At 37.4% G+C, this 24,702-nt stretch carries 21 protein-coding genes; 9 read left to right on the forward strand and 12 right to left on the reverse strand.

The window, feature by feature from the left end:
* Positions 1–29: 29 nt before the first annotated feature.
* Complete coding sequence (locus GVK91_RS09115) at positions 30–905, reverse strand: collagen-like protein (RefSeq protein ID WP_159728078.1); 876 nt, start codon at positions 903–905, stop codon at positions 30–32.
* 676 nt (positions 906–1,581) lie between these two features.
* On the opposite strand from GVK91_RS09115, the gene GVK91_RS09120 reads away from it, so the two are divergent.
* On the forward strand, positions 1,582–1,926 hold the full coding sequence (locus tag GVK91_RS09120) for a hypothetical protein (protein ID WP_159728080.1): 345 nt from the start codon (positions 1,582–1,584) through the stop codon (positions 1,924–1,926).
* Here GVK91_RS09120 and GVK91_RS09125 read toward each other — a convergent pair.
* The 6 genes from GVK91_RS09125 to GVK91_RS09150 form a co-directional block, all read right to left on the reverse strand.
* Entirely contained in the window at positions 1,916–2,989 is a 1,074-nt protein-coding gene (locus tag GVK91_RS09125) for an SGNH/GDSL hydrolase family protein (RefSeq protein ID WP_159728082.1), read from the reverse strand. The two genes, GVK91_RS09120 and GVK91_RS09125, sit on opposite strands and share 11 nt — an antisense overlap.
* Positions 2,990–3,054: 65 nt before the next feature.
* Positions 3,055–3,936: an endonuclease/exonuclease/phosphatase family protein gene (locus tag GVK91_RS09130; RefSeq protein ID WP_159728084.1), complete on the reverse strand. Its 882-nt coding sequence runs from the start codon at positions 3,934–3,936 to the stop codon at positions 3,055–3,057.
* 11 nt (positions 3,937–3,947) lie between these two features.
* Positions 3,948–5,699: a RagB/SusD family nutrient uptake outer membrane protein gene (locus tag GVK91_RS09135; protein ID WP_159728086.1), complete on the reverse strand. Its 1,752-nt coding sequence runs from the start codon at positions 5,697–5,699 to the stop codon at positions 3,948–3,950.
* 34 nt (positions 5,700–5,733) lie between these two features.
* Positions 5,734–9,273 (reverse strand): TonB-dependent receptor, encoded by a 3,540-nt coding sequence (locus tag GVK91_RS09140; RefSeq protein ID WP_159728088.1) that lies wholly within the window; start codon positions 9,271–9,273, stop codon positions 5,734–5,736.
* Between the two features lie 177 nt (positions 9,274–9,450).
* Positions 9,451–10,659 (reverse strand): FecR family protein, encoded by a 1,209-nt coding sequence (locus GVK91_RS09145; protein ID WP_159728090.1) that lies wholly within the window; start codon positions 10,657–10,659, stop codon positions 9,451–9,453.
* A 54-nt stretch (positions 10,660–10,713) separates the two neighbouring features.
* Positions 10,714–11,298, reverse strand: a complete 585-nt coding sequence (locus GVK91_RS09150; RefSeq protein ID WP_159728092.1) for an RNA polymerase sigma factor — start codon at positions 11,296–11,298, stop codon at positions 10,714–10,716.
* A gap of 304 nt (positions 11,299–11,602) precedes the next feature.
* Between GVK91_RS09150 and GVK91_RS09155 the strand changes: the two genes are divergently transcribed.
* Complete coding sequence (locus GVK91_RS09155; RefSeq protein WP_159728094.1) at positions 11,603–11,989, forward strand: hypothetical protein; 387 nt, start codon at positions 11,603–11,605, stop codon at positions 11,987–11,989.
* 115 nt (positions 11,990–12,104) lie between these two features.
* Here the strand turns inward: GVK91_RS09155 and GVK91_RS09160 are convergent, their stop codons facing one another.
* The 3 genes from GVK91_RS09160 to GVK91_RS09170 all read right to left on the reverse strand — a co-directional run bounded on the left by GVK91_RS09160 (position 12,105) and on the right by GVK91_RS09170 (position 14,676).
* Complete coding sequence (locus GVK91_RS09160) at positions 12,105–12,635, reverse strand: cysteine hydrolase family protein (protein ID WP_159728096.1); 531 nt, start codon at positions 12,633–12,635, stop codon at positions 12,105–12,107.
* A 260-nt stretch (positions 12,636–12,895) separates the two neighbouring features.
* Complete coding sequence (locus GVK91_RS09165; protein ID WP_159728098.1) at positions 12,896–13,633, reverse strand: right-handed parallel beta-helix repeat-containing protein; 738 nt, start codon at positions 13,631–13,633, stop codon at positions 12,896–12,898.
* Between the two features lie 8 nt (positions 13,634–13,641).
* Positions 13,642–14,676 carry a right-handed parallel beta-helix repeat-containing protein gene (locus GVK91_RS09170; protein ID WP_159728101.1) on the reverse strand — a complete coding sequence of 345 codons (1,035 nt, stop codon included), beginning with the start codon at positions 14,674–14,676 and terminating at the stop codon, positions 13,642–13,644.
* A gap of 498 nt (positions 14,677–15,174) precedes the next feature.
* Here GVK91_RS09170 and GVK91_RS09175 point away from each other — a divergent pair, with 498 nt between their 5' ends.
* Together GVK91_RS09175 and GVK91_RS09180 are read left to right on the forward strand one after the other, a co-directional pair.
* Positions 15,175–15,693, forward strand: coding sequence for a carboxypeptidase-like regulatory domain-containing protein (locus tag GVK91_RS09175; RefSeq protein ID WP_153847640.1), 519 nt, complete (start codon positions 15,175–15,177; stop codon positions 15,691–15,693).
* The gene (locus GVK91_RS09180; protein WP_159728103.1) at positions 15,665–16,207 is read left to right on the forward strand and encodes a hypothetical protein; all 543 of its coding nucleotides are present in this window, start codon (positions 15,665–15,667) and stop codon (positions 16,205–16,207) included. The genes GVK91_RS09175 and GVK91_RS09180 overlap by 29 nt, the downstream gene beginning before the upstream one ends.
* A gap of 34 nt (positions 16,208–16,241) precedes the next feature.
* On the opposite strand, the gene GVK91_RS09185 is transcribed toward GVK91_RS09180, so the two are convergent.
* A complete protein-coding gene (locus GVK91_RS09185) occupies positions 16,242–17,072 on the reverse strand; it encodes a universal stress protein (RefSeq protein WP_159728105.1) in 831 nt (276 codons plus the stop codon).
* 212 nt (positions 17,073–17,284) lie between these two features.
* A complete protein-coding gene (locus GVK91_RS09190; protein ID WP_159728107.1) occupies positions 17,285–18,355 on the reverse strand; it encodes a response regulator in 1,071 nt (356 codons plus the stop codon).
* 146 nt (positions 18,356–18,501) lie between these two features.
* On the opposite strand from GVK91_RS09190, the gene GVK91_RS09195 reads away from it, so the two are divergent.
* The 5 genes from GVK91_RS09195 (at position 18,502) to tviB (ending at position 24,700) form a co-directional block, all read left to right on the forward strand.
* Entirely contained in the window at positions 18,502–18,975 is a 474-nt protein-coding gene (locus tag GVK91_RS09195) for a helix-turn-helix domain-containing protein (protein ID WP_159728109.1), read from the forward strand.
* 526 nt (positions 18,976–19,501) lie between these two features.
* On the forward strand, positions 19,502–20,260 hold the full coding sequence (locus GVK91_RS09200) for a polysaccharide biosynthesis/export family protein (RefSeq protein ID WP_159728111.1): 759 nt from the start codon (positions 19,502–19,504) through the stop codon (positions 20,258–20,260).
* Positions 20,261–20,279: 19 nt separating this feature from the next.
* Positions 20,280–22,568: a tyrosine-protein kinase family protein gene (locus GVK91_RS09205; RefSeq protein WP_159728113.1), complete on the forward strand. Its 2,289-nt coding sequence runs from the start codon at positions 20,280–20,282 to the stop codon at positions 22,566–22,568.
* A gap of 294 nt (positions 22,569–22,862) precedes the next feature.
* Positions 22,863–23,417 (forward strand): UpxY family transcription antiterminator, encoded by a 555-nt coding sequence (locus tag GVK91_RS09210; RefSeq protein WP_159728115.1) that lies wholly within the window; start codon positions 22,863–22,865, stop codon positions 23,415–23,417.
* Positions 23,405–24,700 (forward strand): Vi polysaccharide biosynthesis UDP-N-acetylglucosamine C-6 dehydrogenase TviB, encoded by a 1,296-nt coding sequence (tviB, locus tag GVK91_RS09215; RefSeq protein ID WP_159728117.1) that lies wholly within the window; start codon positions 23,405–23,407, stop codon positions 24,698–24,700. The genes GVK91_RS09210 and tviB overlap by 13 nt, the downstream gene beginning before the upstream one ends.
* Positions 24,701–24,702 lie beyond the last annotated feature (2 nt).

The following is a 24,702-nucleotide window of genomic DNA, read 5'->3' on the forward strand; positions in this document are numbered from 1 at the left end:
CCGATCAGCACTTTTTCAGTTTAGCATTTCTATTCCGATTTTAATGCCGCCTCAACCTGATTTGCATCGTTTAGGTCCACGCCCTTACGTTTCAGGCTCGCCATGGTTCCTCCTGGAATAATTACATAACGGTACACAATTTGACCAGCTAATGCCACGAGACTACCACCATCGTAAACAAACCGATAGACAATAATCCGATTCTCTTTCGGATGGTGGGAAATTGTACTCATTCTCCCTCCGGCTCTTGACGTATACGGCAGCGGGTAAATTCCGCCTCCATAATCCAGATAAACAATCACGGTTCCACTGCTCAGTATTGTTGTGGATAGCCCTTTGGCAGCAAGATGGGCAATTCTGACCGTCGTACCATCTATAGTAGAATCTTTAGTACCTGTAGCACTTTGCCAACCACTGTAGAGCACATTAGCAGTACCAGTAGCTCCTCTCAGATTAACCCCTGTGCCCCATCCTGATGCAGTCTTGGGTCCAAAAAATTGATAGCTATCCACCTTAAAATAGAAGTCGCCTACGGCACCCACCGACACCGCTGGAATTTGGGTGCCGCTCAGGATTTTGGATCCCGCCGTTCCATTGGCACCTGTCGCCCCCTTAAATGAAGTTGCCTGTCCCCATCCGGCATCTGTTTTGGGACCATACATTTCGGAAGTCGCTTTCCGGATATAATAATCTCCAGCTTTCCCCAGCGTAGCGCCAGGAACCGCATCACCAGAGAAAATTGTCGCCCCGTCACCACCTTTTAACCCCTGAATTCCTTTGGGCCCCTGCTCACCTTTTTCACCTTTTTCGCCAACGGCACCCTGCGGCCCAGTGTCTCCCTTTTTGCAGGAGAAAAAGATAATCAATCCTAGACTGACCATCAACATGCTTTTTAAAACTTTCATTTGAATAATTAGTTTTTAAACTTTATCCAAATATATTGTTGGCTCTGTTGCAAAAAATCAGTAATGAGCGAAACAGGAGTTTCATTGAGTGAATAAACCTAAATATCTAGTAGAGAAATTAATGAAAATTAATAGTCGATCCATTATTTTTATTACCGGATCCATGCTTTTTATCTATTGGATGTATTTACTCGCCGTAAGAGATAGTAAATATATAACGAATAATACAGTCCCAATACCGAAGTAATTTCAACAACAGCCGTGTATAAAAGGCCAAAATAGACAATCATATCATCCACACGCTTCATAGCGGAGTGAAACTAACTATAAGAAATGCTAATCAAGATTTTTATCGGATCATTTTCGCAGAAGAATATAATAATTTAAAGGGTAGCTATATTCCTAAAAAAGCATTAAAGATTTTCAATGATCCTGAACTCTAAATTTAATTTCATTTGGTAAATCTCAATAGTACTGCCACTGTTTAACCATATTCGTTTTATAGAACGGATGCTGGTGTATTGTAATCTCCACTAATAATAGCTACGATTACTAATGTAATTTTATAAATTAGAAACAATGAAACTTGGGTGCAATCTGATTTCTTTTTTAAATTTTACATAATTTAATTGAATAAGTAATATTTGATCTGGGCTATTAAAATTTCACTCTTTTTTTGATCTTTTGTTTCTCATCCTGCGCTATCATCAGACCCAAAACAGAAAACAATAAAGTATTGGGCGGGTACGAAGCTTCAAGCTATGTTGATGAGAACGATTCGCAAGACTCGGTAACAATTTCAGGCATTGTCACTGAAGCTAAGACAAAAAGAAAGGTGCCCAATGCCGAGATACGATTTTTAGATTCTGAAGGAAATACACTTAAAAAAAATTCTTCTGATCATAATGGGTCTTTTCATAAAAAACTGGCAAAACTCACAAAATTTGGAATTATCGAAATTGATGGAAATAGTGCTGGTTTTCTTACGATAGACCGTTCTATATTATTACCTAATTATTAAGTATTGTCTCTATTTTACCACCAATTATTTTAAGCATTCTTTCAAATCCGACATCTGTGGGATGAGTGCCGTCCACGGTTCCTTCCGAATCATCGCCTATTAAATGATCGGTTGGCAAGTAGTACAAGTCTTTATATCCGGCTTGCAGCAGTTTTTCATATTGTAACCTAAAATTCTTATTCTGCTCATTCAATCTTGATTTCCACTTCAAATTGTAATTGCTTATCTGCCGTGTAATACTTTCTATTAACAATATAGGTACACCCGGATGAGATTTACGAAGCCGCGCTACAAAATTAAAGGTTCTTTCTTTCACCTCCTCGGGGCTACTATTTGGTACACAATCCAAAATGAACAAATCAACAGTACCGATATCACCGAGCATATCTGCGACAGCCGGCTCCATACGGGCATTTCCGCTCACTCCCATGTTAATCACATTAGCATTTAATCTGCGTCCTAATTGAGCCGGATAAGCTAAGCCTGGACGGCTTGCTGAGGCTCCATGGACAATACTTGACCCATAAACCACCACCGTTTTATTAAAAGATTGTCTAGTGGCTAAAAAGGAAGCTTTCTCATCAATAATCACCTCGAAATCCAATAATTCTTTGTACAAAGGAAAATAAAGAAGAAATTCTTTCTCGGTGTTAGCCATATCTTCGACCACTATAGCATTACTTTCTGCTTTCTTGAGATCGGGACGGGCCACCCCGGCAAAGCGCCAGCCGTTAGCTTCCTTCACATATGCATCAAATCCCCGTGACATAATTGGGGTCGAATTATTACCCAATTCCGCATCGACTGTTTTCCATCTCAAGGATAGTTTACCGGTATTGCTCTTAAAAGTGACATACATTCCAGTAGCGTGTGTATACAATTTTTTTACGGCAGCAGGAAGTCTTTTATACTTTAATGTGTCTACACGGTGATATCTAGGGGTATTTTCAAAAGGCCTACCTTGAATCTCAAATTTAGATGCAGGAATAACTTGTTGCGCGTAGCTAGAAAATGAACTACAAATAAGGATGATAAAGAGAAGCGTACTGATCTTTTTTTTCATTGCACTTTAAATTAATGATGAACAAAAATCGTAATAAAATTCGCCCCCTATGGGGACGAATTTTATTATTTACTGAGCTTAAGCTCTATAAATGTTGGGTAATGATCAGAAATATAATGTGTATATTCATTTTTGACAATACCGCTTTTGGTAACCCGTGAGGCTGCTACTGAATTGGCCCAAATAAAATCAATACGTTTAGGATGACCGGTATTCTTTTGTTTGATATTGCCATTACCATCCTTAAAAGTCGGAACAGAACTTTCAAACTCCTTATGTAACAAACGATAGGTATCTTTAAATCCTGCTTCATGCAGTTTCCCCAATACAGAATAATCGATCGCTCCATTGTGCAAGTTACGGATGTGATCATGTTTTTGCTCACTTTGCTTCATAGCGTCCAAAACTTCCTTTCCATATTTGTCCTTATCCGATATATCCAGAGAATTAAAGTCCCCCATAATGAGTATAGGTTCGTTACTCGGGATCTCATTGGCTTGCGCCAAGATATCGGTCACTTCCTTCAATCGCTTCTCATAACTGAATGGCGAAAAATGAATGACAAAAAAGTGTATGCCTTTTATTTTTGCATAGATGTAACTATGCCACATATTTTCAGTGACCTTCTTAAAATTGACCAAAGGATACTTGGAGGTAATGGCCACAGGAAATCCATCTTCCTTAGATTGTAAAACATAGTCGTGACCGATACGCTGTCCCAATTGTTCCAGCGTCTTTTGGGTATATCCATTCATTTCTTCCAGGGCAATCACATCCGGCTTCCAGTCCTCTGCAAAGTTTACAAACCGATCTATATTGACCGAATCTTTCTTTAATCCATAAAGGACATTATACGAGACAATCTTTAATGTTTCCTGCGCATTTGCAATACACGCATTCGCAGCCACAATGATGGCAATAACAAATAAGTTTTTATAATTTTTCATTTTCTTTTTCTTTAAGTACCTGATTTATCCCAACCTTTATTCTGTTCGAGCTTGGTATTTAACTGAAGCTCTTGTGTCGGAATTGGATAGTAGTAATCTTTTTCCTCTGTCCATTTTTTTAGAATGTCCGGCAAATTGACAATACGGCCACCATTTTTTCCATTTTGCAAAACCAGTTCACCCAGTTTCTGATATTGGACACCAGGTTTTTTGGTAGGCGCAGTGCCTTCGTAAATCACCAGGTCCAATTTTCCATCTTGATCCAAATCGTATTCGCCTGCTCCAGGAAAATACATTCCATAAAATGGTTTGGCAACTTTTGCTCCTTCTTTCCAGCGTAACAGGTCATTATAGCGTAGCCCTTCTTTTACAAGCTCGATACGGCGCTCTCGGCGAATTTCCAAGATTGCCCCTGTTTGGCCACTCTTACTAACATTGGGATAAGCAGCCAAAAGATAGGGATCAGCTTTGGAATTGGCATCGGCCAACACCAAATTGGGCATATTGACACGATCCCGAAGTAATTTAATGGATCTGTCAATATCATTCTGATTGATTGTACCCAATTCGGCCTTTGCTTCGGCATAGTTAAGTAATACTTCTGCATAACGGATAATGGGCATATCATTGGTGCTTTGCCCAGCATCAAAGCCCGGTGCAAGAATATACTTAATATATTGATAACCTGTTACTGATGTTGCGAAATCAGGAACTGATGTTGTATTCGCACCAATACGCTTGTAGCCAGGTGTGCGAACTGTCTGCGATAGCCGCGGATCGCGATTCTGCGTTTCTTCGTAAAACGATAGTTTATCAAAGTTAGGCTTGTCGGTAAATCGACTTCCATCTTTCATCAAGTAATTATTCACAAGCTCTTTAACCATACCCGGACGGCCGTAAGAAGCGGACAAAATATAGAAATTCGCAGAATGGACAAAAGGAACAGATGCGCTATACTGCCGCGCCAAGATCATTTCTGCAGGATTGGCATCTTCTGCAATGAACAGCTCCTGATAGGCTTTATTTGGGTCACTTTTGTAGATACTGTAGGTATTGGACTTCATTAACTCGTCGGCGGCAGACACACTTTGCTGAAGCATGTCTTCCCAATCGCCCAAGCCATGGTATTTGCGAAATGTACCCTCAAATAAACACATGCGGGATTTAAAAGCCAAAGCGGTCCATTTGCTGATCAATTGAGCGCTTTTGGCTGTACTGCAATTGGCGATAGCAAAATCAAGATCTTCAAGTAATTTAGCAAAAACAACTTTACGTGAATCTCTAGGTTTGAACATCGCAGGATCATCCAGCTGATTTACTTTGTCATACCATGGTACGTCACCAAAGCGAACGATCTTGTCGTAATAAAAATATGCACGAAAAAATCGAGCAATACCATCATACTGCAACCGTGCTGCCTCATCTGCACATTTGTGCGAATTTTCAAGATAGAAATTTATACGGCGAAGGGATGTCCATGTCCACCCTCCTCCACTTGCTGGAGTAGTACGGGTGCCCTGAAACTCAGAAGCGAGCGTATTACGTGCTTCGTCATCGCCCTGACCCGGTGTATTGTAATGTATGGCCAGCGCATCAGGAAGATCTGCATAAAAAGCATTGGTAAAGGTCTGCAACTCGGAAGCGGTCCGAAAATAGTTTTCAGGGGCCAGCTCTGCTATGGGATATCGTTCCAGATAGTCGTTGTTGCATGAGCCAACCACAAGTCCAACAATAAGTGTAAAAATATTAAGATTTCTTTTCATGATGTTTTCATTTTAAATAATCGTCATGTATAAATTAAAACGATAACTGAGCTCCAAAAGAATAGACGCGGCCTACAGGATAACTCCGCCCCGTATTATCGCTCATTACTTGTTCGGGATCGATGTAATCGGTCTTCAACTTCGTCCAGGTATGTAGGTTTTCTCCACTGAAGAACACACGTAGCTTATTGATCTTTGCCTTTTGAGTAAGTGTGACTGGAAATGTATAACCTACAGTCAGATTACGCAGCTTTAGGTAGGCTATATCTTGCATATACATATCGTTGGCGACAGAGAGTTCAGAGTTTTGCGCTGTATAGCCGCGTAAAAAAGGGAAATAAGCATCAGGATTTTCTGGCGACCATATCTTATCCTGAAAATTAGACGGAATAAATGAATCGTATGGTCTGGCATAAACGGACCAAAAAGCTTGTGCTTCAAGATTAGGATACCAGTTTTGCTTCCCTACTCCCTGAAAAAAGACGGAAAGATCAATGCCATTCCAATTCGCTCCTAGGTTTAACCCATAGGAATAACGCGGTTGATCATTTCCGATAATGGTACGATCACCAGGATTGGAAAGCGTATTATCGCCAGCATCAATGATACCATCGCCATTGAGATCCAAGATTTTGATATCACCTGCCTGAAGCATACGCAAGTCTGCTGTGGGAGCCTGAACACGACGCCTATTGATCTGATCTTGATTGACGATTTTCGCATACTCCTGTGCTTCTTCGGTTGTCTTGAAAAATCCGTCGTAATGATACCCCCATATTTCGCCCAATTTTTGTCCTGTATAATAATTGCTCAATAGCCCAGCATCGTTGGCAAACTTGGTAATTTCAGCCTGATAATCTGACAGCATTGCCCTAACGGAATAATTAAAAGGTTTTCCGCTTACATCAAAATGGTCCTTCCATAAAAGGGAAAGCTCAAAACCTTTGGTCTTGAGGTCGGCTGCATTCTCCTTGGGTTCAGATGCACCAAATACAGCCGGCTGGGTTTTGCCTTTACTAAGCATACCCTTTGTCTGCCGGACATAAAAATCAGATTGAAAATCGAGCTTGTTATTAAGTAAACTAAAATCAAGGCCAATGTTGCTGGTGGTAATTTTTTCCCAAGTCAATGTGGGCGCTACCGGAGCGGGACTATTGGCAACATTTAACTTTTGACCATTGACTAAATAGGAGATCTGACCTGTACCCATGGATGAAATATAAGCATAGGTATCCACCTCCTGGTTACCAAGTGAGCCGTACGAATACCTAATCTTCAGGTTATTGATCTTGTTTTTCAGTGGAGCGAAGAACTTCTCCTCGCTGATGCGCCAGCCTGTAGAAAAGGATGGAAAGAATCCAAAACGACTGTGCTTTGGAAAACGTGAGGTACCATCGTATCGACCACTTACCTCTAGCAAGTATTTGCCTTTGTAATCGTAATTGGCACGATAGAACCCTCCACGTACTGCCCATTCATCGCCACCTGCCTCAAACTGCTTCTCCCCGATCACCAAATCAAGATCATTTAAATTCTCAGACAATAGATCCTGACCAATTCCTCCAATACGCTTATAAAAACGGTCTTCTTGATTAAAACCGCCCATCACAGTAAGGTGGTGATCGCCAAAATCTTTTTGGTAAGTAGCAAAAACATTGATAAAATGCCAAGCATATTTACCCATATTTTCCCGAAGCTTATCCTGATTTAAAGCTCCGAGTGAAGACAATTCGAGCTGTCCCGGATATTTCGAATAGTACTGTTTGGTCTGTCGGTAGGAATAGTCAGAACGATATTCACGATAGGAATAGTTTCCAGTTAGGGATAGGCCTTTTCCCAATTTCAAAACCGCTTCTGTCATATTGGTAAATTCTGTACCCCGCGTATAGCCACGCATTGTGCCGCTTTCGAGCGCATTGTGCAGGCCGTACCCAATAGGATAACTATTAATACCCGAATACCCCGTAAGTGTGCCATCCGGATTTCGCGGCACGTACATCGCATGATAATGGTAGGTCGGACTATTGCTCACGTTGTTGGCAACGGTACTGAAATTATTTTCCAGTCCGGCCCAATCATAGCTGGATTTGAAAAAATGTGTGCTATTGCTGATGGTCAGCCAGCTTCGGATATCTGACGCGATATTTGCACGTAGATTATAACGTCCAAATTTATCGGGATCAATATTGAATATCCCTTGTTCAATCGCCTTGGAACCAGATATCGCATAACGTGTATTGCCAGAAGATCCAGAAAAAGAAAGATTATGCTCGTTTTTTGGTCTTGTTTTTTTGTACAAATAATTGAACCAATCGAAGTTGGCATAGTAACGATATATGTCATTGCCACTAGCATCTTTCTTAACCACAACCCAGGGTCTATCCGGATTTTCAGTCTTATCGTTAACACGTGCAAGTAATTCTTCATAATCTTCATCGGTATAACGCGTGGTCCGATACCCTAATGCGTTGTACATAGCGTCATCGTTGATCTTCGCATTCCAATAACCACTCGTGATGAAATCAGTATTTGTGGCATGGGTAGTGAAACCAATATTATTATTATATTCAATGGAGGTCTTTCCATTTTTACCCCCTTTTTTTGTTGTGACCAAAACAACACCGAAGGCACCACGCGCTCCATAAACAGCCGCTGCGGAAGCATCTTTAAGCACCGTTACGGACTCTACATCATTGGGATTAATACGATCCAAGGTACCTAGAATACCATCAATCAAAATCAATGGACCACCACCGTTAATGGATGTGTTTCCTCTCACATTGACTGAACCACTTGTACCGGGTTTTCCTGATCCAAAGACAATGTTGAGATTGGGGATATTGCCCTGAAGTGCTTGGGTAAGCTGTGTGACAGGACGATCTTCAAACTCCTTACCCGATATTTGGCTCACCGCCCCGGTTAGGTTAACTTTTTTCTGTTCACCGTAACCGACTACAACGACCTCATCCATTGCAGTAATAGCGACATCTAGGCTAACTTGAATTTCATTTTGTCCATCTACATTTACCTCCTTGGACTGATAGCCTAACATTGAACATACAAGCTGATCATTATTTGTTTTAAGGCGGATCTCAAACCTACCATTGTCGTCGGTAGTTGTTCTATTATCCGTTCCTTTCTCCGTTATAATAACATTGCTAATTGGATTGCCCTTTGAATCGACCACTTTTCCCCCTACGCGACGCTGTTGAAGGACAAGAGTATTATTGAGACCTGGAACATATCGATTCCACGGGATTCCCGCTGCTGTAGAAGCTGGCTTGCTTAATACGACATTATTGTCCATAATCTTATAGACGATCTGATAGTTTGCAAGCACATCCTTCAATGCATATTCGAAAGGTACATTTTTGTAATCGACATCGATACGCTTGGCATTGCTTAGCAAAGTAGCTTTATACAGAATATTGTAACCGCTCTGTTCTTCTAAAACCTTTAATATGGTTTCGAGTTTGGCATTTTTCTTTTGGAAATTGACTCCTTGCCCAAATGTAATTGCACTCAACTGGAGGTTAGAGGCCAGCAACAAGGGAATCGCTAATGACATTTTCATAGCAAATTCTTTTTTGGCAGAGATCCTACTTTTAGGCAAAGGATCTCCATACCGTTTTTTTTTGTACTTTTGCATACGGTTGTAATGGTTTTTAAGTCTATTAAATCTTTTTCAGCCTGGTCTTTTCGAAGACAAATTCAGGGGCGGTCGTAACGCTCCTGAACTCTTCTTTATGGGTTATCTTTTCACATAAATTTTCCTCCCTTTCAATTCAAAATGAATATCTCCGACTAGTTCGATCGTACGGAGTAGTTTGTCGATATTATCATATCTTGACACTGTGCCCGAGAAAGCAAAGCTTTCGGGATGATAATCAAAGTGGACTTCCACGTCATACCATCTACTAATGATTTCCATGACTTCGTCAATAGGTGTATTGTAAAAAGCAAATTTTCCTTCTTTCCAGGCAATGAAATAGCGCGGGTCAACAGCCGTCTTTAGAAACTTTTTGCTTGTAAATTGAAACACAGCTTGTTCAGCAGGACTTAAGTAGAGGTTGTCCTGTGGGCTATCTTGAACATTTAATTTCACCTTGCCTTCCACCAAAGTTGTCACAATCGATTTGCCATAATTTTGAAGGTTAAATGCTGTCCCTAAAACTTCCAATTTCTGATTACCTGCATGAACAATAAAGGGCACCCGTCTTCCTTGATAGACCTGTTTAGCAACCTCAAAATAAGCTTCACCCTGCAATTGTACTTTCCTTTCATCACCGTTAAAACTAATTGGATAACGCAGTGTAGTGGCGGCATTCAGCCAAATCTTTGTGCCATCTGCCAATAGCAGCTTATATTCTCCACCTCGTGGCGTAACGATTGTATTATACGCTGTCTGCTGATTGCTAGTCCCTGAGCTTTTCAGACGATAGGATATAATACCTTTGTCGGATTTGATAATTTCAAACGCACCATTATCTATGATCGTATCCAATTTCAATTTTTCGAGATCTATACGCTCGCCACTTTCTAAAATTATTTCGGCTTTTTGGGATCCGGGAACTACCGCAGGTAGATTGTTGACCATTGCCCGGTCATCCAGTCTATTTTCTTGTATAAAGAAGAAGATCGAAGCAGATATACCAACTAGCAACAATATAGCTGCGATACTAATATACTGTAGAATGTGAATTGATGATTTCTTTATAATTGGACTGGAAACAACTTGGTCTTTTATTCTTTCATCTTCAATGATTGTCTTAAAAAGATTATCGTGCGCAATTTGATTGTCTGGAGACTGCTCTATCTCTCCCTCGTCCATAAGCTGTTGCCACGCACTCAAAAAATCCGGATCATTGAGATAATTGGCAAAATTTTGCTTTGCACGCTCGTCTAATGTTTTTGCCAAAAATTGGCTGATAATAATCTTATATGCTTCTACTTTGGACATCCTTATCTATTGTACGCTATAATATTATTCGTACAACTAGGATCGATGAACTAGTCAAAAGATATTTTTTATTAAAAAAAGGATTAAAAGTAAGCCATCAAGTTTCAAACGTACAAACTGGCATGCTGCTACAAGATGGTTGCGTACGGTATTTTTGGAAATACCAATTTCTTCGGAAATTTCTGCATAACTCATTTCCTCTATTTTGCTCTTATGAAATACAAGTTTTTGCTGTGGCGGTAAGCAGGATACAATCGTCTTGAGCACTCTATCTAAATCTTTATGAGCGATCGTCCGCTCTAATTCATCACTCAGTTCATCCCATTCTGCTAATTGTGATACTTGATATTTTTGTCTAGACAGCTCTTTTCGAAACAAAGTGATGGCCGTTCGCTTTGCTACTAAAAATAAAAATGGAAAGATAGCTTCCGCAGAAGGGATTGAATTCCGTTTTAGAAAAAGTTGCACAAAAATCTCTTGCATAACCTCCTCCACGTCTAATTCGGAAGAACATACACGACGTACCTTGTGATACATCAAAGGCCTATAAAAATCAAAAATCTTTTTAAAAACCTTCTCGTCTCCCAATTTAAAGCGATTAAACTCATCAAGACTCAATGGAACTGCATTTAAATCCATGGTTATATTTTCCCTAGGTTACACTTGGTCTAAGCAACAAAACTTATATTAAATCTATATAAATGCAAGGTTATTTCAAAATGAAATATGAGTATCCCAAAATTTCAGTCAGTTTTCAACAGGACTACTTCCCGACAAACCGATCTATAGGCCATTCTTCCAAAAAAGTTTATTCACAACCGACACTATATATCTGGGCAATGTAATACCAAGATTACAAATAGAGATGGAAATCATCGTTAATGAGCTCTATATTTTGCCATGTTAGATTCTTTTCTGTAAATTCAAAAACCAGTAAAGTCATATGGATCATTTAGAACCTATACCATTATGGACATTGGTAGCTAACATCAAACAGGAAATTAGCTATGGTCAAGGAAAACTGCAAACCCGTTATGGCACGAAACAGTTTAGCCCGGGCACCAAGGTGTATATTATCGATTGGTATGCTGGGATGTGCCAAGCTATCACCGTAATAGGCTTGTCCAGAGATACGAAAAAATTAATTACCATCGTTATACGGGCCGAATGGATCGAAAACTTCCGAGTCAAGTTATGCTACAATCCTAAAGTATGCTCAAAAATAAAGACCTACTTTGATAAGGAAGAAACTGGAATGCAACGGTATACAGGAAAATTTGTAAATGATATGTTTATCGGTATACCCCAATGGATTAAACCGCTCAGTTAGTTGACAGCGGATCAGTGAATATAATATAACAGTATCAATTCCTGTTGCTATATAATCCATAATTTAAGGATTATCTTCTCTATATCTTAGAAGTGTTATCTTGTTTTGATATAAATTATAAAATTGCATCACACGTTTCTACTTTAATCCCCCCTTCTGTTGGCGTGATCTCTGACCATAGCCAGTTAAAATACTGAATCACTTGCCGAGCTGAGATCATGGGCCTATCGGCGGTGGTGTGTCCATCAGCAACCACGGTAATAGAATAGTCTCTCGTCAAGGCTGATTTTATAGTGGCATCCACACAGAAATCTGTAGCACATCCGGTCACGATCAGTTCCTTCACTCCGCTAATTGTTAATAATGATTGAAGTTCTGTTTTATAAAACGAATCATTGGCTGTTTTAGAGACACATATGTCTGCGACCCCTCTAATCAACTCAGGTAACAAAGACCACTCTTCTGTCCCCGGCATGAAACAGTTTTCCTTTGTCCCATCATGCTGAATAAAAATGACCAGGTCTCCGTTCTTTCTGAATGCATCAGAAAGTCTGTTTATCCGATCAATAACAGCAAAGGTATCCTGCCTCAGCTCATAGGGTCTAAAACTCCCCAGTTGCATATCTATAATTAATAAGGCTCTCATTTGTAAACTAAATCTATATTATTGATAAATATACCGAATGTTCATTATTCAACATCATCCGTCTGGTATCGGACAAAAATTTAGATAAAAACATTTTTTATATAGGAACAATTCAAGCAATCAAACCAGGGGATTCGAAGTAAAAGGAAGAAGGGCTCAATTATATCTTTATAACCGAGCCCTTACAATCTATGTGAACCTCCCTTTCTCGTATGCTATTTGATATGAAAATGAGCGTTATTCCATTACTGCGTCAACACTTACTCCACCAAATTATTAGAAATATCCAAGCTCTCACCAGTGGTATATAACCTGTAAGTAGGATCTTCAATATTTCGGATGATATTGTCGGTAATCTTTCCAAAAATATTATTGCTGCTTTGTAGTCCGCGCTTAAGTTTTACAGTTGGAGAGCCGATCAAAACATTATCCGAAACAAGTAAATTTTCATTTGCATCGACACGTATGCCAGAACCTCCAGCGACCATAGTTACAGTATCATTCGAAATGGTATTCCCCGTACATTTTAATACATTGATGGCCGAGAGATAAATATAATAGAGCTGACAATTGCTGATCCGATTGTCTGTGATAGCTATCCTTTCAAATCCAGTTCCTGTCGATTTAAATGTGTTGATACCGTTTTTAAATCCACTTTTGATCTGGTTTCCACTCACATTGATATCTGATGATCTGCGTGCCGAAGAAGATTGAATATCGATACCTGCCTCATTGGAACCATTCCCCTCGATAATATTTCCCTGTACGGAACAGTTGTTGACCGTATATAATGAGATGCCCGTTTTCTCAACCGCCAAAATAACATTGTTGGCTATAATAGTACCACGGCTACCGATGACAGAATTGGTAACACCGATCCCGTCTATCGTCGATTTTTCAACAAGATTGCCGGTACAGGTCACCTCACGGGATCCATTGATCGAAATCGCCGCCGGGCTCAACTGCCTATTTACTGTACATTTATTTCTTCCAATCAAGGTATTTCTTACAATATTATCGCTGACAACAGCCTTTCAACAGTTTGAAGATAGATGCCCATCCCTTTTGCGTCTGTACCTGTACCATCCGAGATATTCTCAACAATATTGTTGGAAATGACAATATCGTCTATTACTTGCAATGGATCCAAATCAGTTCCGAGATGGTAAAATACAATACCGTATTCATTTTTATCTGAGATCCGATTGCCAGTGATGATATAATTGCTTCCGCCGCCCATACAATGGATACCATAGCTATTACTGCCGATGAAACTGGAATTGGTGCAGGTAAATCCGATACTCCGAGCTGTGGTGGTAATTGAATAGCCAAAGGACAGGTCAAACATGCTCCGATTTTGGTAAAAACGGCAATTGTCAACAGATAGATAATTTGTCCGAATACTGAGTATACCTCCTCGTGTCGCATTAAAGACTTCACAGCGGTCGAATGAAATTTCGCTACAGTCGGAGATGTAAACATTGTGGTAGTAGGTTCCACTTTCACCTTGCGGAATTTCAAATTGACCGACCCCCTTTAATTTAAGCCCTTCAAATGCAACTTTTGAGGAATTAGTGAGGTTGATAAAATTCCGTCCAGCCACATACTGATACAAACCGCCGTTATTCGAATAGAATTTGATATTATTTGCCTGGTCAATCTGAATATTTTTGATTGCATAAAACCCATCAAAGTATACATTCAGTCCTTTTATAATAGCGACATTCACAAGCTTCTGAAGCTGTACGGTATTGTCAGTAATAGTGGTACTGACGCCAAAATAACGTACATCGATCTGATCCACAAATTCGTGTATCAGCTTGTTACTTTGAACAGCAATAACACGACCACCATCGTCTGCTCCGGGATCTGGACTTACTGGAGCTAAGTAATAAATAATCGGTGCCGCTGTATCTCCTTTTTCGTAATAGCCTAATAGTTCCACCCCATTGTAGGTTCCATTTTGCAATGCTGTGATTTCACTTGCAGATAATGCACGCATATCTGCCATCGTGTTCTTAACTAAAAATTGATTTGCCATATTTCTTTTCTTTTAAAGAATATAGCAAAAGTAGCCTGGCTTGCACCGCAAACTGAGGAAAAGAAGGGGTATGTAAGCGGTAGTGAGGAGATACCGAAAAGTCTGAGTTGTCTTTACTGTCGGGAATATTAATATAAATGGATCCGATGGAAATTCATTAGGTGAACTTGAAATCGCTAAAGTTGATATGGGTCGATTTTATTCACAAGTAGAAATATCTGTGAAGCTGTTTACTATAAATGGAGTTATAACAAGCACAATCCCCCTTTCGAAAAAAGAGATTAAAGAAATCAAGAATCAAAATAATAAATAGATATAAATGAAACCCAACTCACAAAAATTATTAATATTGAAATGAGTTAGATTTTAGAGGTAGGTACAAGCAAGTAAAAAAACAGCTTTTGGTGGTGCTAAAAATTTCGTCTTGTTTACAACGGAACCTATTCATATAAAGATTTTTTGTTTATTTTTGAAATATAAAAAAGGTCCAAATTTTTAATGGCATTACGCATAAAGTTAAACCTTTGTGGTTTTAAACTTCTTCTTTTGCTTACCCTCTTTAGCTGTTCTACAAAGAAGAATTATAATGACTGGGTTGATATAGACCAAAACAACTGCAGCAGCTATAGCCAACGAGGTAAAGGTTATACAGATGAGGAGGTATTTCCTTTAATAAAAGGTAAAGTAAGAATGTGCCATAATAATGAAAATGTTCCTTCTGCTAAAGTTTTTTTTCTTAGTTCAGAGAGTGATACAATTGGTACAGCCATCACCGATAAAAATGGAGAATTTTCGCTAACGGTCCCATCCGAGGGATTGCTCCATGGAAAAATTATTGTAGATACATTTGGAACGGGGATGACTATCGAACATGTTTACATTGCGCCAAATTTTAAAACCTATGTCTTAGACATAAAATTACCAAGGCAGCCCATGTATATTAATGAAATAGGTTCAAAAAAGGATCAGAAAAAGTTGAGGAAAGAAGTTGAAAAAGCAAATAGAAAACATAAATAGATGTAGCAATGAGGTTTGGGGCTTTAAAATTTCACTATATTTTTTGATCTTTTGTTTCTCGTCCTGTTCTATCATCCAATCGAGAACGGAAAAAGTTAAGATTCTCGGAGGATATGAAGCTTCAAGCTTTCTAGACGAGAACACTTCTCAGGACTCAGTAACAATTTCAGGCGTTGTCACTGCAGCTAAGACAAAAAGAAAGGTAATCAATGCCGAGATAAGATTTTTAGATTCTGAAGGAAATACACTTAAAAAAATATCTTCTGATAACAACGGGTCTTTTCATACAAAACTGGCAAAACTCTCAAAATTTGGAAGTATCGAAATTGATGGAAATAGTGCTGGTTTTCTCACTATAGCAAACATTGACTTTGGTATTTTTGTCAATAGCACCAAGATTAAAGCAAGACTTTTCAACTATGATTATTCTGCAACAGAGCTAGAACTTTCAAAGAAAGAAGATCGAGACCAGCTAAAGCGAGAGATAGAAGAAATGAAAAAACAAAAGAAGTAATTTCTAGTATTTACCGCCACTCTTAGGGATTTATTTACTTTTTATAAGTTAATATCGGAATTTTTCTCAAGCGAGATAGTTCGTGCGTCGTTGAAGCATAAAGTATTGGGTTTAAATAATGTTTAGATTTATTTATAAAAAAAACAACTAGAGACGGTCTTATTTTTCTAACCGCAAGATCAATATCTTCAATTAAAGTGTTCGTCGAGGTTCTGAGAGCATATTTAACCTTAACCGCAACTCCTATTCTTTTGAACAACCGCGCTTCTAAAAGCGTAGCTTTAAGCATAATTTCTCTTGGAGAGACAATATGCAATAATTTAATTTCAAAATTAAGTGTTTTTACAAACTCTACAATCTTCTTGATTTCCTTTTGATAATTAGTCATATCTGAAGCGTAACAAATACTATCTATAGTTTTTGTCTTATAAAAACTAGGCACACTAATCACGGGAACTGGAGATTTCGCAATTAATTTGTTTGCTGTGGCACCAATCGTCTTTTTTAATCTTCCTCCCCCCTGAATACCATGGCATATACAGCTACATTTATGCTTGGACACGCATCTCAAAATAGTGGTCACTGTATTTGGATTCATCTGAAGGTCGATCTCAAAATTGACGGCAGGCGCTTCTATGTTACTAAAAATTCGATCTAAAAACTTGTTTAACTTAGTTAATATAAAATCTCTTCTGACTTGACGGTAATTTTCAAACCTATGAGGTCTCCAGCTTTTGGGTTTCAAAAGATGATAAACATGCACAATAATCAAATTAGCACCTTTTAACTGTGACAATTTATAGGCAAAATGAATGGCTGAAGTAGAACCAGCCGAAAGATCTGTAGCTACCAGAATTTTTTCCATACATCCTCATCATTTTTCGCTAAAATTACTTTTAGAATAATACAGATACAATGATGGCTATCAGTTAAAACACTGATCGTTAGCGTAAAATATGCTTCACAGATAATTTGATGATATACATTTTTCAAGATTTGGAGAGAACACCTTATACAGGCATTTTAGGGAAGGTAATTATAATTGTTCTGATGAAAACGGGGCTGTAAACCGTTTGTTTAGCTTTTCATCTTTATTAAACCGCCAAGATCCATAATGTGGATCTGACTTCCATTTCTTTCTATTAATCCTCTTTCTCTAAAATCGGTAAGTATTCTACTAACCGTTTCTGTAGCGATACCGGCAAGTCCAGCAAGTTCGTCCCTACAAATATCTATTTGGTCTATTGGGACTGCATTCTTATTTAACCTAATTAATACTTGTGTAAGTCTTTTTCTCACAGACTCATAAGCAAGCTCGACGAGTTGATCTTTTTTTTCGCGTAAATTGGCTGATAATATTTTAATAAAGTGTTGATTAAGTCCAACATGTTCGTTTAACAAGCCAATAATTGCACTTTTAGATATAAGATAAAGAGATGAATCCTGAGTAGCTTCGGCACTTTCAAGCCAAGGATCATCTAGCAACAAAGTATCCAGACCAATAAAACTGTTTGGTTTATACAACCCTGTAATCATTTGTCGACCATCGTCTGTTAGTTTCAAAGTTTTAATACAACCTTCGATCAATAGATAAAGCCATTGCGAATGATCGCTTTCGTAATACAACGTTTGTTTCTTTTTGATATTTCGTATTTTGCATTGAGAAATAAGATCGAACAGTTTTTCCCAGCCTGTACCATTATGGGGATGATTGTTATTCGCCTCGCTAATCGGCAATGATGTCTGATTCTTATTCTTGTTAATTCGACCTTCTACAGATCTAACAAGCTGATCGCCCTGAAATGGCTTGGTGACAAAATCATCAGCGCCACATGCTATCCCTTTTTTTACCATATCTGGAGTCGATAAAGCATTTAAAAAGACGAAGGGTATTTTAGTAGTTGATGGATTTTTTGACAATATAGATAATACACCAAAACCATCTATATTTGACAACACAGTATTGCATAATATTAAACTAGGATGTTTACTTAATGCTAGATTAATCCCTATTTCGCTATTAAATGCTGCTGTTACTTCATACCCTGAATTTTTTAATAAATCCGAATATTTACCCAGTAAATCCAGATCATTTTCGATAATTAAAATATTATTCATTTTTGTCAATACCTGTATAAGATAATTCATAAATCTACTTCTAATTCTGCTTTGCGACAATTTTTTCTTAAAAAACATAGCTTTTCAGCGACAAAACCGATCAAAATATGTGACCATCGTCACTATAAACCCTGACAAGCATCATTTCACACAAAGAACATTTGAAGGAAATTTATATGAAAAGTAATTATGGCCTAAAAATTAAGAGAATTATGAACGCTATCATATCGGGGAAGGATTTTTTTAAAGTTGGTTTAAATCCCGAAAGCAGCAGAGCTGCCTCAAAAGATTCTTCGCAAAAACATGCAGGTAGTATTGTAGAATCCATTATTAGAAAGCAAGGTCATAATATAAGTAAGCTGGCCAAATATATGAAGATTAGCAGGTGTACGTTATACAAATGGTTTGAGCATGATACTTTACCTTTTGATATATTAGTTAGAATTGGCTCTTATACTAATTATGATTTTTCTTCTGATTTTCCCGAAGTTTTTCGCTCAAGTTCAGACGCTGAAATAGAACAGCATCCATTACAAAACCCATCCAAAGAAAATGAGAAGATTGACTATTGGATAAGAAAATATATCCTTCTGTTAGAAAAATATAACGAGTGTCTAATAAATCAAAATCACTCTCAAAACCCCAAATAACTTTCTTAATTCGCTATCTTCTTTAAAAAACATCCCTTTTATCTTTTCCGTTAGCTTATATGTACTAAGGTCACTAAAACTTGGTTATGATCGTGCTTAGGATATAACGCTCGATTTGTATCCGCCTTTATATACCTCACCATAAAGACTACACAATACCTGACGGGCTCCTTCCCCATTCTATCCGCTATATGCATTTTTCTTTTGGTTATCTGTGGTTTAAAACTGTAAAGAAATCAAAATGTTTAAACTGAGAAATGCAAATATCCTGTTTTACTACTTTTCTCAAATTGATATACAACAAAAATTACATTCATCAAACATTAAATACAACCAAGTATTATACATATAGTAATTCACTTTTTTACAACTCCTGGTAAATCTGTTGAACAAAACCGTAAACTATTGTAAAACCGGTATACCATTTATACACTTTAAATACAAAGTAATCTGCCGCATAAATTATTGATAGTTTTCTATATACCTTAGTTGTCAAGAAGTTTTGCACATTTTAAGATATAAAATCATGAAAACAAAACACCTGTTAATTATTATATATATACTCACTTTTAGCTCATGTGCGCAAAAAAGAGAGTTGGCTTATTTCAGCAATTTAGCTCCGCAAACCGCCGAGAAAACGATACAAGACGAATCAATAAAAATACAACAAAACGATCTTTTGAGGATAAATATAAATAGTCTTAACCCGGAATCAAACACGCTATTTACGGTTAACCGCCAAAATGCAGCAGGAGCTACCTATGAAGGACCGGCAGGTTACAGAGTAGCTAAAGACGGAACGATTACTCTCCCCGTAATAGGTAATATTAAAGTGGAAGGTTTGACTATTACGCAAACCCAGGATGCATTAATAGAAAAACTAGCTAAATATGTCAAAGAACCAATGGTTGAAGTACAACTTTTAAATTTTAAGATTACCGTAATCGGAGAAGTAAATAAACCCTCGAGCTTTATCATACCTGGCGATCATATTAATTTATTAGAGGCGCTTGGTATGGCAGGTGATATGACGGTTTATGGTAAACGAGAAAACGTATTAGTCATTAGAGAGCAAAATGGGAAAAGAATAATGAAAAGGTTGAATTTAAACAAAGAAGATGTGCTTAATGATCGCTTTTTTAATCTGATGCAAAACGATATAGTTTATGTGGAGCCGGATAAATCTAAAGCTATAGAGTATAGCCCTAGCACGAGAATTATGCCTATTGTTATTGCCTCTATATCGGCAGTTGCTGTCCTGATTTCATCCATTTTAAGAAATTAATTACTTAAGGAATAAGATCATGTTTGCAGAAAAGAACTTAAACGGCCCTAAAGATGTTGCAGAAGCTTTGAAAAGTTTTACCAAAAACTGGCCCTATTTTTTAATTAGCATTACGACAGCAATAGCTTTCGTTTATGGCTTCTTGTTCATAACACCTCCTGTTTATAAAATTAGTAGCACATTGTTAGTACAAGACGATAAAGAGGGTGCTTCTATGTCTAACGGCACTGCTTTTAGCGATTTGAACATGTTTCAAACCACTAAAACAGTTGAAAATGAAACTGAAATTTTCAGATCAAGAGATTTGATATCTAAAGTTTTAAAAGATTTGAATCTTGAGACATCATACTTTCAGAAAGTAGGTTTTAAAACAAAAGAGTTATACGGTAATACATTACCTATTAAAGTAGAAGTACAGGAATTGAAAAAAGGAGCTTATTCCAGAGCTATAGAAATTACATCTATTAACAACAACCAATTTCGTTTAACAGTTGGTAATATTAATATGATTGCAAACTATAATCAACCTATCAAAAATAAAAACTACACAATACTAATAAAGAAAGGGCCTGCTTTTAAACCTGAATATGGAAAAATAAATATTCAATTTCAAGATCTGTATAAACTGACAGAGTCATATAGCTTAGCTAGGTTGAATATAGTTCCTGTAGTTAAAGATGCTAATACTATTGTAATTAGTTTGAACGATAATATTCCGCAACGGGGATTAGATATTTTAACAAATCTTATTGAAAACTATAATACTAATAATGTAAACAATAAAAATATTATCGCTCAAAATACAATTAAGTTTATAGATAACAGATTAAAATATTTAATAAATGACCTCGCCGGAGCGGAACAAGATGTAGAGAACTTCAAACAACAAAATCAAGTGACCGATTTCGGTATAGATGCGCAATTAAATGCAACAAGATCGGTTGAATACAATCAATTGTTAGCGGAATCAGTTGTAAAGCTCGGCCTAGTAAAATCTATAGAAGGTTATTTTCAAAGCAATCAGGCACAAGGCAGTTTAGCGCCAAGCGCCATGGGAATAGAAGATCCTATACTAAATGTAATGATCGGAAAGTTTAATGATTTACAGTTAGAAAGAAACAGAATGCTTCGTACAGCTAATGCTGAAAATCCTCTTGTTTTAAATTTGAATGAGCAATTATCAAGTTTAAAAAGCAACATTCTGGAAAACTTAAAGTCAATTAAAAGTGGGTTTAATATTCAGAACAAAAATTTACAAAAAAATTATTCGCAATTCTATAGTAAAAGTAAATCTGTCCCTACAATAGAAAGAGGACTTTTAGAAAGAAGTAGAGATCAAAGTGTGAAAACTGGGCTATACCATTACTTGTTGCAAAAACGTGAAGAAACAGCATTATCATTGTCTACAACTGTACCTACATCACAAGTTATAGATAGACCAGCTTATAATACGACACCTATTGCTCCAAAAGCACAAATGCTTTATTTATGTGGTTTTGTCTTCGGATGCTTAATACCTGCAGGGTTTATTTATGTTAGGGGATTTTTTAACAATAAAGTGAGGGATGCCAGAACAATTGAGCTTACAGGTGCAAAATTGCTAGGTGAACTTTCCCACAATCTAGATAAAAGTACCAATGTTTTTCAAACAGACCATCGCTCCACTATTTCCGAGCTATTTAGGTACATACGCATGAATTTAAGCTTTATGACAAATCAACGTCATAAAATGATATTGGTTACATCAAGTATGAAAGGGGAAGGAAAAACATTTTTTAGCATCAATTTGGCGACTACATTAGGAATGCTTAATAAAAAAGTTGTTATTGTAGAACTTGATTTGAGGAGCCCCGTACTATTAAAAAAGTTAAAATTATCATCAACGCTAGGAGTTACAGATTATCTTGATGATGAGTGTATTTCTGTAGATGATATTATCCAACCCAGTCTATTATCAGATAATGTCAGTGTAATTGGGTGTTCAGAAATTCCAAAAAACCCAGCAGAAATGATAATGAGCTCCAGAGTTGATGAACTCCTAAGTGAATTAAGAAAACGCTTTGACTATATAATTGTAGATACATCCCCTGTTGGACAAGTAGCTGATGCTTTCAGCTTAGCGCCTTATGTAGATGTAAGCATTTACCTGGTAAGATATAATTACACGAATAACGATCAATTAGGTATCCTGAAAGATATTAACGACGAAAATAAGCTTAAAAATCTAATGGTAGTATTTAACGACGCTAAAAGAGGAAAGAACCAAAAGTATGGTTATGGTGGCTACGGATATGCCATGCCTAACTAACACGCTTCTTAAAAGAAAAAAATAGATCTATTACAATATTTAAAGCAATAACTATTATAAAAACAAACTTACGCTGCACCTGATTTGAAATAAATGATCTTTAAATAATTATTTTAGCCGCCTCCAATTTACCCTTTATCTAATTACTTCACAAAACACATGCTCATCACTGTAAGTGATATGGCGAAGCCTTGCACCCCAAAGTAGCAAACTAGTATTTACACAATGTCCGGAAAACTCTATTGGGTCTAATAAAACAACACATTTTTTTACTACCTCTTAACAAATCTGACAATGGAAATGGCATTAAATTACAAAAGAAAACTTAAAAAAAACTGGCTGGTTATTTATGTACGTCCTCGTTGGGAAAAAAAGGTTGATAAGTTGTTGCAGGAACAAGGGATTGATACTTTCTGTCCCTTAAGAACTACAGAAAACCAATGGGCGGATAGAAAAAAGATGGTAAGTGTACCACTTTTTACTGGTTATGTTTTTGTTAAAATAGATGATAGAGAGCTTACAAAGGTCAGATATACGCTTGGAGTAGTTAACTATATCTATTTTATGGGGAAGCCAGCTGTGATAAGGGAGTCAGAAATTGAACAGCTTAAGGAACTGGTGAAAACATATAATAACCTTGAAATAATTAACCTAAAAGATCTTTCGCCTGGTGATAGAGTAAGAATTAAAAGTGGCTTATTCTACAATCATGAAGGTAAAATAATCAAAGTACAAGGAAAAACAGTCCTGATGTCGCTTGACCATATAGAATGCGCATTGGTAACCTGTATCGAGATTAATCATCTTATAAAAGCTTCACCTTTAAACACAGCATTATGCACAAGATAGAACCCGTAAGAATAGCCATAATTGGCCTTGGGTATGTTGGACTTCCACTCGCAGTTGAGTTTGCCAAAAAGCATAAAGTCATTGGTTTTGACATTCTTCAACGAAGGGTGGATGAACTTAACGAAGGCAAAGATTGTACTTTAGAGGTAAGTGAAGAAGAACTCAAAAAAGTGCTAACTTTTGACTATACAGTTCAAAATGGACTGTATTGCACGAGCGAAAAAGACAAATTAAATTCTTGTAAAGTTTTTATCATCACCGTTCCGACACCTGTTGATAAAAATAATAGACCAGATTTAACGCCATTAATAAAGGCTAGCACTCTAGTAGCAAGTGTATTAAAAAAAGGAGATATTGTTGTTTATGAATCGACTGTATATCCTGGTGTGACAGAAGATGAGTGTGTTCCTGTTTTAGCAGAAAAATCAGGACTAGTTTATAACGAAGATTTTTTCGTAGGATATTCGCCAGAACGGATCAACCCTGGTGATAAGGAACATACAGTTGCCAATATATTAAAAATAACTTCGGGCTCTACACCTGAAACGGCCACTACAATTGACAATCTTTATAGATCTGTAATTGGGGCAGGCACCCACAAAGCTTCATCAATAAAAGTTGCAGAAGCAGCAAAGATTATAGAAAATACACAAAGAGACATCAATATTGCCTTTGTTAATGAATTAGCGATGATTTTTAACAGGCTGGGTATAGATACCACTGAAGTGCTTACTGCTGCAGGTACAAAGTGGAATTTTCTGAATTTCAGACCAGGTCTGGTAGGTGGGCATTGTATAGGTGTTGATCCGTATTACCTTGCACAGAAAGCACAAGAAGTTGGTTATCATCCTGAAATTATTTTGGCTGGGCGTCGCGTAAACGATGGAATGGGAGCTTATGTAGCAGATCAGCTTATTAAACAAATGATCTATAACGGCACGCATATCATAGATGCAGAAGTGTTGGTGTTAGGATTTACTTTTAAGGAAAATTGCCCCGATGTAAGGAATACAAAGGTAATCGACATAGTTAGGAGGTTAGAAGAATATAAAGTAAAGGTCTGCATTCACGATCCTTGGGCCAATTCAGATCAAGTTAAACAAGAGTATGGCGTGATTTGTCAGAACGGGGAATCGAAAAAGAGACAATACGATGCAATTTTAATAGCCGTTGCTCATCAGGAATTTAAACACCTCGACCTTACAAAGCTCTGCAAAGAAAATACAGTCGTTTACGACATCAAATCAGTCTTGCCAAATACCATGGTAAGTGCACGCTTATAACA

It is taken from the genome of Sphingobacterium sp. 18053 (genome assembly GCF_902706145.1).
In the GTDB taxonomy this organism is placed as follows: Bacteria; Bacteroidota; Bacteroidia; order Sphingobacteriales; family Sphingobacteriaceae; genus Sphingobacterium; species Sphingobacterium paramultivorum.

Bases quoted from the DNA above. Each gene is read 5' to 3' on its own strand.
- GVK91_RS09150 (WP_159728092.1), bottom strand. From the start codon at position 11,298: ATGGATTTAAATGCAGTTCCATTGAGTCTTGATGAGTTTAATCGCTTT.
- GVK91_RS09185 (WP_159728105.1), bottom strand. From the start codon at position 17,072: ATGGAAAAAATTCTGGTAGCTACAGATCTTTCGGCTGGTTCTACTTCA.
- GVK91_RS09130 (WP_159728084.1), bottom strand. From the start codon at position 3,936: ATGAAAAATTATAAAAACTTATTTGTTATTGCCATCATTGTGGCTGCG.
- GVK91_RS09135 (WP_159728086.1), bottom strand. From the start codon at position 5,699: ATGAAAAGAAATCTTAATATTTTTACACTTATTGTTGGACTTGTGGTT.
- GVK91_RS09170 (WP_159728101.1), bottom strand. From the start codon at position 14,676: ATGGCAAATCAATTTTTAGTTAAGAACACGATGGCAGATATGCGTGCA.
- GVK91_RS09195 (WP_159728109.1), top strand. From the start codon at position 18,502: ATGAAAAGTAATTATGGCCTAAAAATTAAGAGAATTATGAACGCTATC.
- GVK91_RS09125 (WP_159728082.1), bottom strand. From the start codon at position 2,989: ATGAAAAAAAAGATCAGTACGCTTCTCTTTATCATCCTTATTTGTAGT.
- GVK91_RS09175 (WP_153847640.1), top strand. From the start codon at position 15,175: ATGGCATTACGCATAAAGTTAAACCTTTGTGGTTTTAAACTTCTTCTT.
- GVK91_RS09210 (WP_159728115.1), top strand. From the start codon at position 22,863: ATGGAAATGGCATTAAATTACAAAAGAAAACTTAAAAAAAACTGGCTG.
- tviB (WP_159728117.1), top strand. From the start codon at position 23,405: ATGCACAAGATAGAACCCGTAAGAATAGCCATAATTGGCCTTGGGTAT.
- GVK91_RS09190 (WP_159728107.1), bottom strand. From the start codon at position 18,355: ATGAATTATCTTATACAGGTATTGACAAAAATGAATAATATTTTAATT.
- GVK91_RS09160 (WP_159728096.1), bottom strand. From the start codon at position 12,635: ATGAGAGCCTTATTAATTATAGATATGCAACTGGGGAGTTTTAGACCC.
- GVK91_RS09115 (WP_159728078.1), bottom strand. From the start codon at position 905: ATGAAAGTTTTAAAAAGCATGTTGATGGTCAGTCTAGGATTGATTATC.
- GVK91_RS09140 (WP_159728088.1), bottom strand. From the start codon at position 9,273: ATGAAAATGTCATTAGCGATTCCCTTGTTGCTGGCCTCTAACCTCCAG.
- GVK91_RS09145 (WP_159728090.1), bottom strand. From the start codon at position 10,659: ATGTCCAAAGTAGAAGCATATAAGATTATTATCAGCCAATTTTTGGCA.
- GVK91_RS09155 (WP_159728094.1), top strand. From the start codon at position 11,603: ATGGATCATTTAGAACCTATACCATTATGGACATTGGTAGCTAACATC.
- GVK91_RS09200 (WP_159728111.1), top strand. From the start codon at position 19,502: ATGAAAACAAAACACCTGTTAATTATTATATATATACTCACTTTTAGC.
- GVK91_RS09205 (WP_159728113.1), top strand. From the start codon at position 20,280: ATGTTTGCAGAAAAGAACTTAAACGGCCCTAAAGATGTTGCAGAAGCT.